Below are 15,863 nucleotides of genomic sequence, written 5' to 3' on the forward strand. Positions count from 1 at the left end.
GGAAGTGTAAATCATATGAGAGTAATTTCTGGAATACATAAGAGTAAGGCGCTTGAGAGTTTAGAAGGACGCAATACTAGACCGACAATGGATAAAGTAAAAGAAGGTATATTTAATAGTTTACACGAAGTTTCTGGCATTGGTCTTGATTTATTTGCTGGTAGTGGAGCACTTGGAATTGAAGCATTATCTCGAGGCATTGACCAAATGATATTTGTTGATCAAAATTTTAAAGCTGTAAAAGTCATTAAAGCAAATTTAAAAAACCTTAATATTGATACACAAGCAGAAGTATATAAAAACAATGCTGATCGTGCTTTAAAGGCCTTAGCCAAACGAGAAATACAATTTGATGTAATATTTTTAGATCCTCCTTATGAAAAAGGGTTAATTGATGAAGCATTGGAAGGTATTGCAAAGTTTAATTTATTAAAAGAAAATGGTATTATCGTTTGTGAGTTTAAACATCATGAAAAAATCAAAACGGAGCCATTCCATGAGATAAAACGTTATCATTATGGTTTGACAGACACTTTGTTATTAAAAAAAGGAGATTAATATGTCTACAACTAAAGCAGTCATTCCAGGAAGTTTCGATCCGATTACATATGGTCATATCGATATCATAGATAGAAGTGCGGATCGCTTTGATGAACTACATATTTGTGTATTGAAAAATAGTGGTAAGTCAGGCACATTTTCAATAGAAGAACGTATCGCGCTGATTGAAGAATCAGTGAAACATTTGAATAACGTAACAGTTCATCATTTCAATGGTTTATTAGTCAATTTTTGTGACAAAATTGGAGCAGAAACGATTATAAGAGGATTAAGAGCTGTGAGTGATTTTGAATATGAATTAAGACTTACATCAATGAATAAAAAATTAAACAGCAATGTAGAGACAATGTATATGATGACGAGTACAAATTATTCATTCATCAGTTCTAGCGTTGTGAAAGAAGTTGCAGCATATAAAGCAAACGTTTCAGACTTTGTACCTGTACATGTTGAAAAAGCGTTAAACGAAAAGTTTAAAAAATGATAAAGAACCACTTACCAACTTGTTGGTTAGTGGTTCTTATGCAATTGCAAGGCAATTGTAAACCAAAGTAGCTTACCAACTTGTTGGTTAGTGGTTCTTATGCAATTGCAAGGCAATTGTAAACCAAAGTAGCTTACCAACTTGTTGGTTAGTGGTTCTTATGCAATTGCAAGGCAATTGTAAACCAAAGTAGCTTACCAACTTGTTGGTTAGTGGTTCTTATGCAATTGCAAGGCAATTGTAAACCAAAGTAGCTTACCAACTTGTTGGTTAGTGGTTCTTATGCAATTGCAAGGCAATTGTAAACCAAAGTAGCTTACCAACTTGTTGGTTAGTGGTTCTTATGCAATTGCAAGGCAATTGTAAACCAAAGTAGCTTACCAACTTGTTGGTTAGTGTTACACAGTAGCTGACTGAAGCTAAATGCACACAAGCATGTTTTTTAGCATTCTAGTCAGCCTTGTGGGGGCGGGACAATGAAATCATTATTAAAAAGCTGATTTCTGTCCCACTCCCTTATGCAATTGCAAAGCTAAATGACCATGCTTGGTATTTTAATCCGTATCAAATCCGTATCACTGGTGTATTAAAGTCGTTTGCAGTTTGACCTGAAATAAGGTTGTAAATTTTAGTAGCATGTATCTCATTAGTAAATAAATTTGCGTTTTGTTTATTGACTTGCGTCACAAAGTTTCTTTCTGGAAACGATTTTTTAATTTGTTTTAAATACTGTTGTCCACGTTCAGACATGCCTAGGATACGCACAGCGTTAATTGACGCAGGCTCATCATATTTTTTAAAATTTAAAAGTATATTCATAAGTAAACGCTGAATGTGCGTATAGGTATAACGTTTCGTTTTTAATAGTGTCATTAAATGTTCAAAACTTGTCGCTTGTTCAATAGTTTGAAGTATGCGATTTTCAATGCCTTCACTCATGGTATAAATCTGTGCTAATGATGTGGCATCTTGGCTTAAAATTGCATATTTTAAATAATTGAATGTATCCTCAATAGAGATATGAGGTCGTTCATAGTGCTTATGTATCTCAGATGGTACGACATCTTTCCAATGATCCGTTTGATTCATTAATGATTGACGAATAGAAGTGCCGCTTGCAAATGTTTGGTGAGAGATTTCATTATCGTGATGGGCAGACTGAAATCGGGAAATCGTCCATGGTTGTATTGATGGTGCGTATGTTTGGATTGCTCTCACATAAGAAAGGCCTAATGTATTGTTGGGCGATGATAGCAAGTCATTATCAGTAATCAGTTCGCTTAAGATTCTTGGGTAGCTTTTGCCTTCTTTTAATTTTTCTAAAAATAGAGGTGATTGCTCAATTTTATCAATAGACTGTGCCAATGATAGAAAGTCATCCATATTACCCGATTCGCTTCCAAATGATAAATGAGAAACATTTAAATAATCTGCTATCTGCACAGCTGTTTTTGCGAAATATTGACCTGCAGACACTGATGCATAAGCTGGAAGCTCTACGGCAAGGTCTACGGCACGCAATGCCATTTTTGCACGAGTGAATTTATTGTAAATTGCGGGTTGGCCTCTCATCACAAAGTTTCCACTCATGATTGCTATGGAAATGTCAGAGTTGGTTATTGACTTTGATTGTTGGGCATGGTATAAGTGACCATTGTGGAAGGGATTATATTCAGTGACTAGTGCAACGCTTTTCATTTGCAATTCTTCCTTTCAGAATTCATTATAGATATTGTAACAGATGTAACTGTGTTAAGAAAAAATCTTGACAACTTATATCTATAAAGTTAAAATAAATTTTGTGCTTGTTAGAGGTGAAGCCATATGAAATGGTCAATAACACAATTAAGAAAATTCCAAGATAAACCTTTTGAATTCCATCAAACGGTTAATTTTGATCATTTAGTAAAATCATTAGATTTAATAGATTTATCAGATATTGATGTTGAAGGTGAATTAACCGTCAGATCAAGTGAAGTCATTGCAGATATGCATTTGACTGGGACGTATACGATGTCTTGTGCACGTACTTTAGTTCCTGTTGAAGTTCCTATTGATATCAAGTCTCAAGAGATTTTTGATTTAGAAGGATATGAGCAGTTTGAAAATGATGAAGATGAAGATGAACATTACCATGATGCAACAGACGGTATGATAAATCTAAAAGATATTGCTGAAGAACTAGTTATTATTGAAAAACCAATGCGCGTTTTTTCAAAAGAAAGCGATCAGATGTTACGAGAAGGTAATGGTTGGGAAGTTATTGACGAAGAACAAGCGGTTGAAATTGCGAAAGATAAAGCATCTGCTGAATCAGAGCAAATCGATCCTAGGCTTCAAAAACTACAACAATTATATGACGAAGAGCAATAGCGGATTTAGATAATCTATAGTATAATGGATTATTGAATCTGAAATTATCTATTTAGTGTTTGAATATAAGGAGGATTATCATGGCAGTACCAAAAAGAAGAACGTCTAAAACAAGAAAAAATAAACGTCGTACGCATTTTAAAATTTCAGTACCTGGTATGACTGAATGCCCAAATTGTGGAGAATACAAATTATCTCACCGTGTATGTAAGAACTGTGGTTCATACAAAGGCGAAGACGTTGTATCAAAATAATTTCATTTAATTATTAGGCTATATGATAGCCTAATCTAATCGTTCATTAATTATTCACTTGATAATTTTTGAACGATTTTTTATTTTAGAGATAGTTACTCTATATATTCAACTGATAGGTTGTGTGAATCATATGGAAACGATAAATGCACAAATAATTATAAATAAAATTGAAGATCACGATGCGCAGTGGCTTTATCATCATTTTAGTGAATCATTTCAAGAAGTTTCATCTTTTGAAGAACTTGAGAAATTACTAAGTAATTATAATGCACTTAGAGGCGAAAATAATTTATATAGACATCTCAATATTAATCGACAAGATGAGTACATTTGGTTTGATAATAAAATGGCTACAGGTGCAAGTGTCACATTAAATAAGTACCAAGAGATTGTTGGAATGTCCTTATTACCAATTGGTCATAACCATAATGCGAAACATACTAAATATAGCTATACCATTCCAATTAAAGAACCGTGCTTAGTTTATTGGGGTGGAGATAATGAATTAACGAATGACCATCATCGATTTAAACAACAACGTCATGCTTTAGATTTAGTGAGAGTTAAAGATGGTTATACATATAAAGGAAATCCAAATGAATGTGAGAATTACTATAGCTATGGAACATCAATCGTAGCGCCAGCAAATGGGGTAGTAGAGGCGATTGTAGATGGTATACCAGATAACTTACCCGGTGATAGTAATACTGTCCATCCAGAAGGTAATTATATTATTATTAAACATGGGCGTAATGAATATAGTATGATTGCACATATTAAACCATATTCTTTTAAGATTGAAAAAGGTGATATGCTATTGCGAGGACAACACATAGCAGAAGTTGGTAATTCAGGTAATACACCAGAGCCACATATACACTTTCAAGTTATGAAAGATAAGCATATTCAAGCGACACAAACATTAAAAATTCAATTTCAAAATGTTACAGCGCCTGTCAAAGGTGATATAGTAACATATAAAGGTGATAGTATTGTGGTAAAAGAAAAACACGAATTGTCTAAATTAGCAAAAGGCATACGTTCGAACATTACACACCTATTCAAAAGTTGAAAATAAATATATAAAGAGGCTATGTTATGGAAATAATAACTTCAGCACAAAATAATAAAATAAAAAATGCAAATAAATTAAAGAAAAAGCGTGAGCGAGATAAGACTGGCCTTGCGCTTATAGAAGGTTATCATCTTATAGAAGAAGCTTATAAGAGTAATATCAAGATTCAACAGCTCTATGTTGTTGATGCAGATAGAATACAAGATGATATGATAAGTTATGCAGAAGAAGTATTTGAAATTAATTTAAAAGTTGCAGAAGTATTATCGGGAACTGTGACACCGCAAGGATTCTTTGCTGTTATTGAGAAACCTATCTACGAAACTACTAATGCGAAGCAAGTGTTATTAATAGATTGTATTCAGGACCCAGGTAACTTAGGTACGTTAATCCGTACAGCTGATGCTGTAGGTTTAGATTTAATCGTGTTAGAAAAAGGAACTGCAGATCCGTATCAAGATAAAGTAATGCGTGCAAGTCAAGGTAGTGTATTTCACATACCTATTTTAACGACAGAGTTAAGTGGTTTTATTGCTGATTTTGAGGGCGATGTTTATGGGACTGCGTTAGAAGATGCAGTTGTATATAATCAAATACCTAGTCAAGAGACATTTGCTTTACTTTTAGGTAATGAAGGTGAAGGCGTTAATGACAAATTACTCAGTCAAACAACGCAAAATCTAACAATTCCAATTTATGGTAAAGCAGAAAGTTTAAATGTTGCAATAGCAGGTAGTATTGTGATGTATCATTTGAAAGGTTGACCCTATCATAAATCATCGTATATAATAAATGTAATGATATTTAAATATGAACCCATAAAAAGACGTAAACTAAATAGATACAGAAGTAAAAGGGAGATTATCCACGACTGAAAGATAATCCGATGTAGTTAGTTTTTTTCACCTTTTTGGTTACTTAAAGAAATTTAAGTCGGAAATCATTTCCGTTATCAATGACAACAAGTGTATGCTACGGCATAAATTTGGGTGGTACCACGGAAGACTTCGTCCCAGTTTTAAGGGATGGAAGTCTTTTTTTATGCAATTTTAAAATATAAATATAACAACTTAAAATTCAAGTAGGAGGGCTAAGTATGGCACAAACAGAAGCTATGGCTGAAATCAAGCAGCAGGCATTAGTCGATATTAATGAAGCTCAAAATGAAAAAGCGTTACAGGATGTAAAGGTTAAGTATTTAGGAAAAAAAGGTTCAGTTACTGGATTGATGAAACATATGAAAGATTTACCGAATGAAGAGAAACCTGCATATGGTCAACAAGTAAATGAAGTTAGACAAACGATTGAAAAGGAAATTCAAGCACGTCATGAATTACTGGGTAATGAGCAGTTAGAGCAACAATTGAAAGAAGAAAAAATAGATGTAACATTACCAAGTCGTAAAATTGCGATTGGTGCTAAACATCCGCTCACAAGAACCATCGAAGAAATTGAAGATTTATTTTTAGGTTTAGGTTATGAAATTGTTGATGGTTTTGAAGTTGAACAAGATTATTATAACTTTGAAGCGTTAAACTTACCAAAATCACATCCTGCCAGAGATATGCAAGATAGTTTTTATATAACGGATGAAATTTTAATGCGTACACACACATCTCCAGTACAGGCTAGAACAATGGAAAAACGCAATGGTGAAGGCCCAGTTAAAATTTTATGTCCTGGTAAGGTTTATCGTCGTGATTCTGATGATGCGACACATAGTCACCAATTCACTCAAATTGAAGGGTTAGTTGTTGATGAAAATATTAAAATGAGCGATTTGAAAGGTACTTTAGAATTATTAGCTAAACAACTATTTGGTGAAGATAGAGAAATACGTTTACGACCTAGCTATTTCCCATTTACAGAACCTTCTGTTGAAGTTGATGTATCTTGTTTCAAATGTAAAGGTGAAGGTTGTAACGTATGTAAGCATACGGGTTGGATAGAAATATTAGGTGCTGGTATGGTTCATCCTAACGTTCTTGAAATGGCAGGCTTTGATTCAAATAAATATACTGGTTTCGCTTTTGGTATGGGACCAGATCGAATCGCTATGTTGAAATATGGTATTGAAGATATACGTCATTTCTATACAAATGATGTACGTTTCTTAAGTCAATTTAAAGCAGTAGAAGACAGAGGTGAAAAATAATGTTTATTTCTAAAGAATGGTTAGAGTCATATGTAGAAATTAATGAACCAGTTAATGTACTTGCAGAACGTATTACACGTACTGGAATTGAAGTTGACGATATTATTGATTATACAAAAGAGATTAAAAACCTTGTAGTAGGCTATGTACAATCCATAGCTGCACATCCAGATGCCGATAAACTTAATATATGCCAAGTTGATATTGGTGAAGCGGAACCAGTACAAATCGTTTGTGGTGCGCCGAATGTAGATGCAGGCCAAACAGTGATCGTTGCAAGTGTTGGTGGCAGATTACCTGGTGGTGTGAAAATCAAACGTGCGAAATTACGTGGCGAACGTTCTGAAGGTATGATTTGTTCATTACAAGAAGTTGGGGTGCCTAGTAATTTAGTACCGAAACAATTTGAAGATGGTATATTTGTATTTTCAACTGAAGTTAAACCGGGAACAGATGCATTAGATGCATTATATTTAAATGATCAAGTGATGGAATTTGATTTAACACCAAATAGAGCAGATGCATTAAGTATGATTGGTACAGCCTATGAGACTGCTGCACTATATAATGTTCCAATGACGAAACCTGAAACACAAAGTACAGAAACAAGTGATCAAACAAATGATGAAATTAGTGTCAACATTCAAAATGAAGATAAAGTACCATATTACAGTGCACGCGTAGTGAAAAATGTAACAATTGCACCTTCTCCAGAGTGGATGCAAATGCGTTTAATCAAAGCTGGTATTCGCCCAATAAATAATGTTGTAGATATCTCTAATTATGTATTAATTGAATACGGTCAACCGTTGCACATGTTTGATCAAGACCAAATTGGTTCCAAACATATAGAAGTGAGACAAGCTAAAGCTGATGAAGAGATGACAACTTTAGACAACCAGGAACGTCAACTAAAAGAAAATGACATTGTTATAACAAATGGAGAAACACCTATTGCGATTGCAGGTGTAATGGGCGGAGATTTCTCTGAAGTTACAGAAGCAACGAAGCACGTTGTAATAGAAGGCGCTATTTTTGATCCAGTATCCATAAGACATACATCACGTCGATTGAACTTAAGAAGTGAAGCATCTAGTCGCTTCGAAAAAGGTATTGCAACTGAATTTGTAGATGAGGCCGTTGATAGAGCTTGTTACTTATTACAAACCTATGCTGGCGGTTCAGTAGCACAAGGACGTGTTTCTCAAGGTGAACTTGGATCTTTCGTTACACCAATTGATATTTCAGTTTCAAAAGTGAATCAAACAATCGGTTTTGAACTCAGTGCTGAAGATATTGAATCTATATTTGTTCAATTAGGTTTTGAAACAACTAAAAATAAAGATGTACTCACTGTCATGGTGCCTTCACGTCGTAAAGATATTTCAATTAAGGAAGATTTAATTGAAGAAATCGCACGTATCTATGGTTATGATGAAATCCCTTCAACATTACCTGTATTTGATCAAGTAACACATGGCGCGTTAACAGATAGACAATCTAAATCAAGAATAATTAAAGCGACATTAGAAGGTGCTGGATTAAACCAAGCAATTAATTATTCACTTGTAGATAAAGACAGAGCAAAAGATTTTGCATTACAAGAACGTGAAACAATTGACTTACTCATGCCTATGAGTGAAGCTCACTCAACTTTACGTCAAAGTTTAATCCCGCATTTAATTGATGCAGTTGCTTATAATGTGGCACGTAAAAATAGCGATGTGCGATTATATGAATTAGGTAGCGTATTTTTTGCGAATGGTGAGGATGAACTTCCTGATGAAGTAGAATATTTAAGCGGTATTTTAACAGGTGATTATACAGTTAATCACTGGCAAAGTAAAAAAGAAACGATTGATTTCTTCGTTGCTAAAGGTATCGTTGATAGAATCGCTGAAAAGCTAGATATCCAATTTGAATATGAAGCTGGAGAAATAAATGGACTGCATCCAGGTAGAACAGCTTATGTGAAATTAAATGGCGAAATTGTTGGTTTCGTAGGTGAACTACATCCTAAAACTGAAAAGGACTATGACCTAAAACGCACGTATGTCTTTGAATTAAACTTTGATAAATTAATGTCAGTATCCGTTGGTTATATTAATTATCAAGCAATTCCAAGATTCCCAGGCGTATCAAGAGATATCGCATTAGTGGTTAATCGTGCAACACCATCAGCCAAATTAGTAAACATCATTCATGAACATGGTGGCAATATTTTACAAGAAGCAGAAGTTTTCGATGTCTATGAAGGTGAACATATGGCAGAAGATGAAAAATCAATCGCAATCCGTTTAGCTTATTTAGACACTGAACAAACATTAACGGATGATAAAGTGAACGCTGTACATGAAGCCATATTAGAGGCATTAAAATCAGAGGGTGCAACGATTAGATAATGATTCACAAACATATATTTTAGATTTGATTTTGTAATATAAGATAAGGGAGTAGGATAGAAATCAAATTTTCTAATAGAAATTTCGAAGTCTCACCTATGCAATCAAGGCAAGGATGACTCGGATAAAGGTTTATTTGAGCTAAAGCGCATGCATAAGTCTAACTAGACTTTTTACGTGGCATACTGATGCTTTTGCATAAGAAGTGAGACATTACAATTTCAATTCAGTCATCTACTCCCCAATTGAAAAAAGCGCCTTAGACATCTATTTATGTCTAAGGCGCTTTTCTATTTAATCATTATATTTTTTTTGAACTAAATTTTCAGCTTTTTTGCGATTGGCAAAATGTTTCTTGGAAATAGAATCAAGGTAAGCTATGCCTTTGCGTTCAATTATTTTAGCTGCAGTTAAATCTACTTTATTACTCGCTCCTTTAGGAATGTCTGTTTTAACTGATTGAGTTAAACGATCCATATGTTTAACGAATGCATACCTTGAAATAATACTTGCAGCTGCAATTGCAATGGATTTTGATTCACCTTTAGTCTCAAATTTCGTTTTATCACTGAATGGTAAGTCACTTAAGGCATAACGTTTATAAACACCTGCTTCGGCAAATTGGTCAATAACGATATAATCTAATTCAGTGGTATCAATTTTTTGAGTGACATTTTTAATCGCTTCATTATGCAATACAGCCTTCATCTTAACTTGAGACCAGCCCGCCTTTTGCTTTTCATTATATTTCTCATTATTCATGACCAATAATGAGTGGGGGATAAAGGTAACGAGCTGTTCGGCTAATTCAACAATTTTTGTATCTGTTAATTTCTTCGAATCATCGACGCCTAGCGCTTTCAGGATTTGAACATTTTTATGTGAGACATAGGCAGCACATACGGTCAATGGTCCGAAATAATCGCCACTTCCTGCCTCATCACTACCAATACATTGAAATTGGTTATATGAAATCGTTTGTTTGGTTGTTGAAGCTTTCTTATTGGATGGTTGTGATTTAGTAACATTAGGCAACAACTGTGCAGCGATACGTTCTGCATCCTTGCCTTGAAACATCACTTTGTTTGAATTATATATTGAAATAGAAGTTCCCTTGTATTTTGTTTTTGCTTTCATACCTCGGGATAGCTTTGATGTTTCAAAGGGTATTTTTGACATTAATTGCTGTATATCTGAATTGGTTAATTTATGTACAATATTTGTCATGTACGGTACCTCACTTTTTATATGAATAACTTATGTATTTAGACATTGAACATCATATCATATGTATGTAAGTGGTGTTAGGTGATAAATATATGATATTTTAATTATTGAAAGAAAATTTTAATTGTTATCGATAAAAAATAGCATTAATAACAAATATTTCTTATATAACAATTCTCACCTCTTACAAAATAATATTATGTCGTGTATAATGGTTCGTGAATATTCTAAAATACTAAATTACATACTTAATTGAAACAAATAGGAAAATAAGTTCGGAAATATATTAAAAAGTCAGGAGTTATGATATGGGCGAGTTTAAAAATCGGATTAACGTAACTATAAATGATCAACATTATACTATTGTCGGTGAGGACAATCCCGAGCATATCCGTTACGTTGCGCATTTAGTAGACGAAAGACTCAAAATGTTAGCTAGTAAAAGTGCTGGATTAGATACGACGAGAAAGGCGATACTTACAGCTGTCAATATTATGCATGAAAAAGTTCAATTAGAAGAAGAAAACCTTCGTCTGCAACAAGAAATAAAACAGTTGAAAAATAGTGAAGACAAATGATTTTAGATTTGATTGTTCTAATTATTTTTCTTTATATTGGAATGATTGGTTTTAGAAGAGGTGCTTGGTTAAGTGCTTTGCATTTAACTTCTACTTTGTTTTCATTATGGATTGCACAAAGATTTTATCATCAAATTGCTCAGCGATTAGAATTATTTATACCATTTCCCAAGACAAGTGCATTTGATTTGAATTATGCCATTCAATTTGATAATATACACCAACGATTTGATCATATCATCGCATTTTTAATTATTGCGATCCTTACTAAAATCATATGTTATGGTATTATAGTGATTTTCGATAATGTGTTAAAATTTAAGCGTCCTAATGTCATAAGTCGAGTGATTGGTGTGATAATGAGTCTGATTTCTTCAATCATTATCAGTGCTACATTGCTTTACACTATTTCGTTGTATCCATTAAAAATAGTGCAACAACAGCTTATAAGTGGGAAAATCTCAGAATTTTTAATTTTACATATCCCCTATATATCCAACTATGTTGTGAATATATAGCGTGTTATAGATTAGAATGGTCTTATAAAATATAGGAGGTCAGGACACAATTAATTTACTGAATGCGTGCTACAGTAATCTGTCTTGACCTTTTTTTATGGAGTGAAAATAATGACAAAAAAAGATATTATTCAATTACTAGAAAAAATAGCGACTTATATGGAATTAAAAGGTGAAAATACGTTTAAAGTATCTGCATATAGAAAAGCTGCACAAAGTCTTGAAATGGACGAACGTACGTTAGATGAAATTGAAGATGTGACTGAATTAAAAGGGATTGGTAAAGGTGTAGGAGAAGTGATTGATGAATATCGTCAGTCAGGCCAATCAAGTGCATTAGAAGCATTGCAAAAAGAAGTTCCTGAGGGACTTATTCCTTTATTAAAAATACAAGGTCTTGGAAGTAAAAAAATTGCAAAGCTATATAAAGAATTAAATATTGATAGTAAAGAAGCACTGCAAGTTGCTTGTGAACAAGGAAAAGTTAGTGAGTTAAGTGGCTTTGCTAAAAAGACAGAACAGAATATCCTTGAAGCTGTAAAAGCTTTAGGCGCTAAGAAAGAAAAATATCCAATCGATCAAATACGTGGTTTAAATAGTGAAATTAATGACTATTTAGCTACAGTCAAGGATACAGACAAATACGAAGTCGCTGGTAGTTATAGAAGATATAAAGAAATGAGTAAAGATTTAGATTATATTATTAGCACAGATCATCCTACTTCAGTTCAACAGTCATTATTAAATATGCCTAACATTGTTAAGCAAGTAGCAGTAGGTCAGACTAAGGTATCACTTGAATTAGCTTATGATGATGAAACGATAGGTGTTGATTTTAGGTTAATTGAACCTGCAGCTTTCTATCATACTTTACAACATTTTACAGGTTCAAAAGATCATAATATTAGAATACGACAATTGGCTAAAGAACAAGACGAAAAGGTAAGCGAATATGGTATTGAACAAAATAATGGGGAAATCATTCAATATCAAAGCGAAAAAGAAATATATGAACATTTTGGAGTGAATTGGATAGAACCTGCATTGAGAGAGGACGGAAGTGAATTTGATAAAAACTTAGATAATATTATCAAATTAACAGATATTCATGGTGATATCCATATGCATACGACATATAGCGATGGTGCATTTAGTATTGAAGATATGGTAAAAGCGAACATTGAGAAAGGTTATGAATTTATGGTGATTACTGACCATTCTCAAAGTTTGAAAGTTGCGAACGGCTTATCAGTTGAACGTTTATTGCGTCAAAATGAAGAAATTAAAGCGCTAAATGAAAAATATAAGGAAATTGATATATACTCAGGTATAGAAATGGATATCTTACCTGATGGTCAATTAGACTATGATGATGAGATATTAGCGAAGTTAGATTATGCCATTGCTGCGATACACCAAAGTTTTAATCAGTCGCAAGAAGAAATCATGCGCAGATTGGAAAATGCTTGCCGTAATCCTTATGTACGCCATATTGCACATCCAACAGGTCGCATTATAGGTAAACGTCCTGGCTATGAACCAGACATAGATAAATTATGTCAACTTGCAGAAGAAACTAATACCATTTTAGAAATTAATGCAAATCCAAAACGTTTAGATTTAAATGCAGATACAGTTAAAAAACATCCAAATATACAGCTAACAATCAATACTGACGCACATCATGTCGAACATTTAGAATTTATGAAATATGGTGTTGCAACTGCACAAAAAGGATTTGTTACAAAAGATAGAGTGATTAATACAATGTCTCGAGAAGAATTTAAATCATTCGTTGAGAATAATATTAAACTGAAGAAATAGAGGGATTAGATGAGACAGAAATCTTTAAATGTCTTAGAATTCGATAAAATAAAAGCATTGATAGAAAATGAAACAATCAGTGATTTAGGTAAAGAAAAAGTTGTAGATATGGCACCAGCAACTGATTTTAACACGGTTGAATTTCAAATGAACGAAACAGATGAGATTTCACAAATTTATAACAAACATCGTATGCCTAGTTTAAGTGGATTAGCTAAAATATCCACGTATATTCATAGAGCGAAAATCGGTGGTGTACTCAGTGTTAGCGAATTAAATGTCATTAAACGCCTAATACAAATCCAAAATCAATATAAAACATTTTATAATAATTTATTAAATGAAGAAGAAACAATTAATTACCCTATTCTTAACGATAGAATGGAACAACTGCCTGTATTGTCAGATTTATATCAAAGTATTCATCAAAAATGTGATACTTATGATTTATATGATAATGCAAGTTATGAATTACAAGGAATTAGAAGTAAAATTTCTAGTACGAATCAAAGAATTAAACAAAATTTAGACAAGATTGTTAAGAGTCAAGCTAACCAGAAGAAACTATCTGACGCGATTGTCACTGTACGTAATGAGCGAAATGTAATTCCAGTGAAAGCAGAGTATCGCCAAGATTTTAATGGTATTGTTCATGATCAATCTGCTTCTGGACAAACCTTATATATTGAGCCCTCATCCATTGTAGAGATGAGTAACCAAATAAGCCGTTTAAAAAATGATGAAGCGATTGAAAGAGAACGCATCTTATCCGCATTGACAGTAGAAGTAGCTGAAGAAGCAGATGCATGTTTAATTTCAGAGTCAATCATGGGCCAAATTGATTTCTTAACAGCCAAAGCACGCTATGCAAGTTCAATTAAAGGAACCAAACCACAATTTACAAAAGATAGAACAGTTTATTTACCAAAAGCTTTTCATCCATTACTTGATAAGCAAACAGTTGTTGCGAATACAATTGAATTTGCACAAGATATTGAAACAGTTATTATTACAGGTCCAAACACCGGTGGTAAAACAGTTACATTGAAAACATTAGGCTTAATCATTGTTATGGCACAATCAGGTATACTTATTCCGACATTAGATGGTAGCCAATTAAGTATTTTTGAAAATGTTTACTGTGATATTGGTGATGAACAATCTATTGAGCAATCACTTTCTACTTTCTCTTCACATATGAAGAATATTGTTGAAATTTTACAAGATACAACTAAAAACAGTTTGATATTATTTGACGAGTTAGGTGCTGGAACTGACCCGAGTGAAGGTGCTGCACTAGCAATGAGTATTTTAGATCATGTTCATGAAATAGGCTCATTAGTTATGGCAACAACGCATTACCCAGAGTTAAAAGCATATAGCTATAACCGAGAAGGTGTAATGAATGCCAGTGTCGAATTTGACGTCAATACATTAAGTCCAACCTACAAATTATTAATGGGTGTACCAGGACGTTCAAATGCATTTGATATTTCTAAAAAACTTGGGTTAAATATGAAAATCATTCAAAAAGCAAAATCAATGATTGGCCAAGATGAGCAAGAAATTAATGAAATGATTGCTTCATTAGAATCTAATTCAAAACGCGTAGATGAACAACGTATCGAGTTAGATTATTTATTAAGAGAAGCACAAGATACACATGATGCTTTAGCAAAACAATATGAACAATATCAAAATCATGAAAAACAATTGATGAACGAAGCAAAAGAAAAAGCGAACCAACGTGTGAAATCAGCTACAAAAGAAGCTGACGATATATTAAAAGAACTGCGTGAATTGAGAGACCAAAAAGGTGCCGATGTAAAAGAACACGAGCTCATTGATAAGAAGAAACAACTTGATGATCAATACGAAGCCAAATCCCTAAAACAAAATGTTCAAAAGAAAAAATGGGATGAAATCAATGCAGGTGATGAAGTTAAAGTGCTAACTTATGGCCAAAAAGGCGAAGTTTTAGAATTGATTGATCATAATGAAGCGGTTGTTCAAATGGGTATTATTAAGATGAAATTACCATTAGAAGACTTAGAAAAAACGAAGAAAATGAAATCGGAACCAACGAAAATGATTAAACGAGAAAATCGTCAAAGCATTAAAATGGAACTCGATTTACGTGGCTATCGTTATGATGAAGCAATGGTTGCTGTAGATCAATATTTAGATCAAGCTGTATTGAGCAATTATGAGCAAGTTTACATTATTCATGGTAAAGGTACAGGTGCATTACAAAAAGGTGTGCAAAATCATTTAAAACGACATAAAAATGTGGCATCATATAGAAACGGTATGCCGAGTGAAGGTGGATTTGGCGTTACCGTTGTAGAAATAAAATAATTGTGAGCAAGAGGTATGCAGATTTGTATAAAGTCTGTTATAATTTCTTCA

The 15,863-nt window shown here is 33.3% G+C and carries 14 protein-coding genes; 12 read left to right on the plus strand and 2 right to left on the minus strand.

Annotation, left to right across the window (positions count from 1 at the left end):
- Nucleotides 1-15 precede the first annotated feature (15 nt).
- Both rsmD and coaD read left to right on the plus strand, forming a co-directional pair.
- Nucleotides 16-558, plus strand: coding sequence for a 16S rRNA (guanine(966)-N(2))-methyltransferase RsmD (gene rsmD, locus ACM595_RS01105; RefSeq protein WP_041079088.1), 543 nt, complete (start codon nt 16-18; stop codon nt 556-558).
- Between the two features lies 1 nt (nt 559).
- The gene (coaD, locus tag ACM595_RS01110; RefSeq protein WP_002483646.1) at nt 560-1,045 is read left to right on the plus strand and encodes a pantetheine-phosphate adenylyltransferase; all 486 of its coding nucleotides are present in this window, start codon (nt 560-562) and stop codon (nt 1,043-1,045) included.
- 564 nt (nt 1,046-1,609) lie between these two features.
- Here coaD and ACM595_RS01115 read toward each other — a convergent pair.
- Nucleotides 1,610-2,743 (minus strand): nucleotidyltransferase, encoded by a 1,134-nt coding sequence (locus ACM595_RS01115; RefSeq protein ID WP_002483645.1) that lies wholly within the window; start codon nt 2,741-2,743, stop codon nt 1,610-1,612.
- A gap of 126 nt (nt 2,744-2,869) precedes the next feature.
- Here ACM595_RS01115 and ACM595_RS01120 point away from each other — a divergent pair, with 126 nt between their 5' ends.
- From ACM595_RS01120 to pheT, 6 genes are all read left to right on the plus strand, one after another.
- Entirely contained in the window at nt 2,870-3,418 is a 549-nt protein-coding gene (locus tag ACM595_RS01120) for a YceD family protein (RefSeq protein ID WP_002483644.1), read from the plus strand.
- Between the two features lie 80 nt (nt 3,419-3,498).
- The gene (rpmF, locus tag ACM595_RS01125; RefSeq protein ID WP_011303391.1) at nt 3,499-3,672 is read left to right on the plus strand and encodes a 50S ribosomal protein L32; all 174 of its coding nucleotides are present in this window, start codon (nt 3,499-3,501) and stop codon (nt 3,670-3,672) included.
- A gap of 133 nt (nt 3,673-3,805) precedes the next feature.
- Complete coding sequence (locus ACM595_RS01130) at nt 3,806-4,747, plus strand: M23 family metallopeptidase (RefSeq protein ID WP_002483643.1); 942 nt, start codon at nt 3,806-3,808, stop codon at nt 4,745-4,747.
- A 26-nt stretch (nt 4,748-4,773) separates the two neighbouring features.
- Entirely contained in the window at nt 4,774-5,514 is a 741-nt protein-coding gene (locus ACM595_RS01135; protein ID WP_002483642.1) for a TrmH family RNA methyltransferase, read from the plus strand.
- Nucleotides 5,515-5,846: 332 nt separating this feature from the next.
- Entirely contained in the window at nt 5,847-6,905 is a 1,059-nt protein-coding gene (gene pheS, locus ACM595_RS01140; protein ID WP_002483641.1) for a phenylalanine--tRNA ligase subunit alpha, read from the plus strand.
- Nucleotides 6,905-9,307, plus strand: coding sequence for a phenylalanine--tRNA ligase subunit beta (pheT, locus tag ACM595_RS01145; protein ID WP_126424494.1), 2,403 nt, complete (start codon nt 6,905-6,907; stop codon nt 9,305-9,307). Before pheS ends, pheT begins: the two co-directional genes overlap by 1 nt.
- Nucleotides 9,308-9,601: 294 nt before the next feature.
- Here pheT and rnhC read toward each other — a convergent pair whose 3' ends face one another.
- The gene (gene rnhC / locus ACM595_RS01150; protein WP_041080343.1) at nt 9,602-10,534 is read right to left on the minus strand and encodes a ribonuclease HIII; all 933 of its coding nucleotides are present in this window, start codon (nt 10,532-10,534) and stop codon (nt 9,602-9,604) included.
- Between the two features lie 308 nt (nt 10,535-10,842).
- On the opposite strand from rnhC, the gene zapA reads away from it, so the two are divergent.
- The 4 genes from zapA (at nt 10,843) to ACM595_RS01170 (ending at nt 15,812) form a co-directional block, all read left to right on the plus strand.
- Entirely contained in the window at nt 10,843-11,112 is a 270-nt protein-coding gene (gene zapA / locus ACM595_RS01155; protein ID WP_002483638.1) for a cell division protein ZapA, read from the plus strand.
- Nucleotides 11,109-11,630 (plus strand): CvpA family protein, encoded by a 522-nt coding sequence (locus tag ACM595_RS01160; RefSeq protein WP_115338583.1) that lies wholly within the window; start codon nt 11,109-11,111, stop codon nt 11,628-11,630. The genes zapA and ACM595_RS01160 overlap by 4 nt, the downstream gene beginning before the upstream one ends.
- A gap of 111 nt (nt 11,631-11,741) precedes the next feature.
- Complete coding sequence (polX, locus tag ACM595_RS01165) at nt 11,742-13,454, plus strand: DNA polymerase/3'-5' exonuclease PolX (protein WP_115338582.1); 1,713 nt, start codon at nt 11,742-11,744, stop codon at nt 13,452-13,454.
- A 9-nt stretch (nt 13,455-13,463) separates the two neighbouring features.
- Nucleotides 13,464-15,812 (plus strand): endonuclease MutS2, encoded by a 2,349-nt coding sequence (locus tag ACM595_RS01170; protein ID WP_115338581.1) that lies wholly within the window; start codon nt 13,464-13,466, stop codon nt 15,810-15,812.
- Nucleotides 15,813-15,863: the final 51 nt, after the last annotated feature.

This window comes from Staphylococcus sp. LKG3-1 (genome assembly GCF_048568385.1).
In the GTDB taxonomy this organism is placed as follows: Bacteria; Bacillota; Bacilli; order Staphylococcales; family Staphylococcaceae; genus Staphylococcus; species Staphylococcus saprophyticus.

Excerpts from the sequence above, each read along its gene's own strand:
- rsmD (WP_041079088.1), top strand. The coding sequence starts at position 16 with ATGAGAGTAATTTCTGGAATACATAAGAGTAAGGCGCTTGAGAGTTTA.
- coaD (WP_002483646.1), top strand. The coding sequence starts at position 560 with ATGTCTACAACTAAAGCAGTCATTCCAGGAAGTTTCGATCCGATTACA.
- ACM595_RS01115 (WP_002483645.1), bottom strand. The coding sequence starts at position 2,743 with ATGAAAAGCGTTGCACTAGTCACTGAATATAATCCCTTCCACAATGGT.
- ACM595_RS01120 (WP_002483644.1), top strand. The coding sequence starts at position 2,870 with ATGAAATGGTCAATAACACAATTAAGAAAATTCCAAGATAAACCTTTT.
- rpmF (WP_011303391.1), top strand. The coding sequence starts at position 3,499 with ATGGCAGTACCAAAAAGAAGAACGTCTAAAACAAGAAAAAATAAACGT.
- ACM595_RS01130 (WP_002483643.1), top strand. The coding sequence starts at position 3,806 with ATGGAAACGATAAATGCACAAATAATTATAAATAAAATTGAAGATCAC.
- ACM595_RS01135 (WP_002483642.1), top strand. The coding sequence starts at position 4,774 with ATGGAAATAATAACTTCAGCACAAAATAATAAAATAAAAAATGCAAAT.
- pheS (WP_002483641.1), top strand. The coding sequence starts at position 5,847 with ATGGCACAAACAGAAGCTATGGCTGAAATCAAGCAGCAGGCATTAGTC.
- pheT (WP_126424494.1), top strand. The coding sequence starts at position 6,905 with ATGTTTATTTCTAAAGAATGGTTAGAGTCATATGTAGAAATTAATGAA.
- rnhC (WP_041080343.1), bottom strand. The coding sequence starts at position 10,534 with ATGACAAATATTGTACATAAATTAACCAATTCAGATATACAGCAATTA.
- zapA (WP_002483638.1), top strand. The coding sequence starts at position 10,843 with ATGGGCGAGTTTAAAAATCGGATTAACGTAACTATAAATGATCAACAT.
- ACM595_RS01160 (WP_115338583.1), top strand. The coding sequence starts at position 11,109 with ATGATTTTAGATTTGATTGTTCTAATTATTTTTCTTTATATTGGAATG.
- polX (WP_115338582.1), top strand. The coding sequence starts at position 11,742 with ATGACAAAAAAAGATATTATTCAATTACTAGAAAAAATAGCGACTTAT.
- ACM595_RS01170 (WP_115338581.1), top strand. The coding sequence starts at position 13,464 with ATGAGACAGAAATCTTTAAATGTCTTAGAATTCGATAAAATAAAAGCA.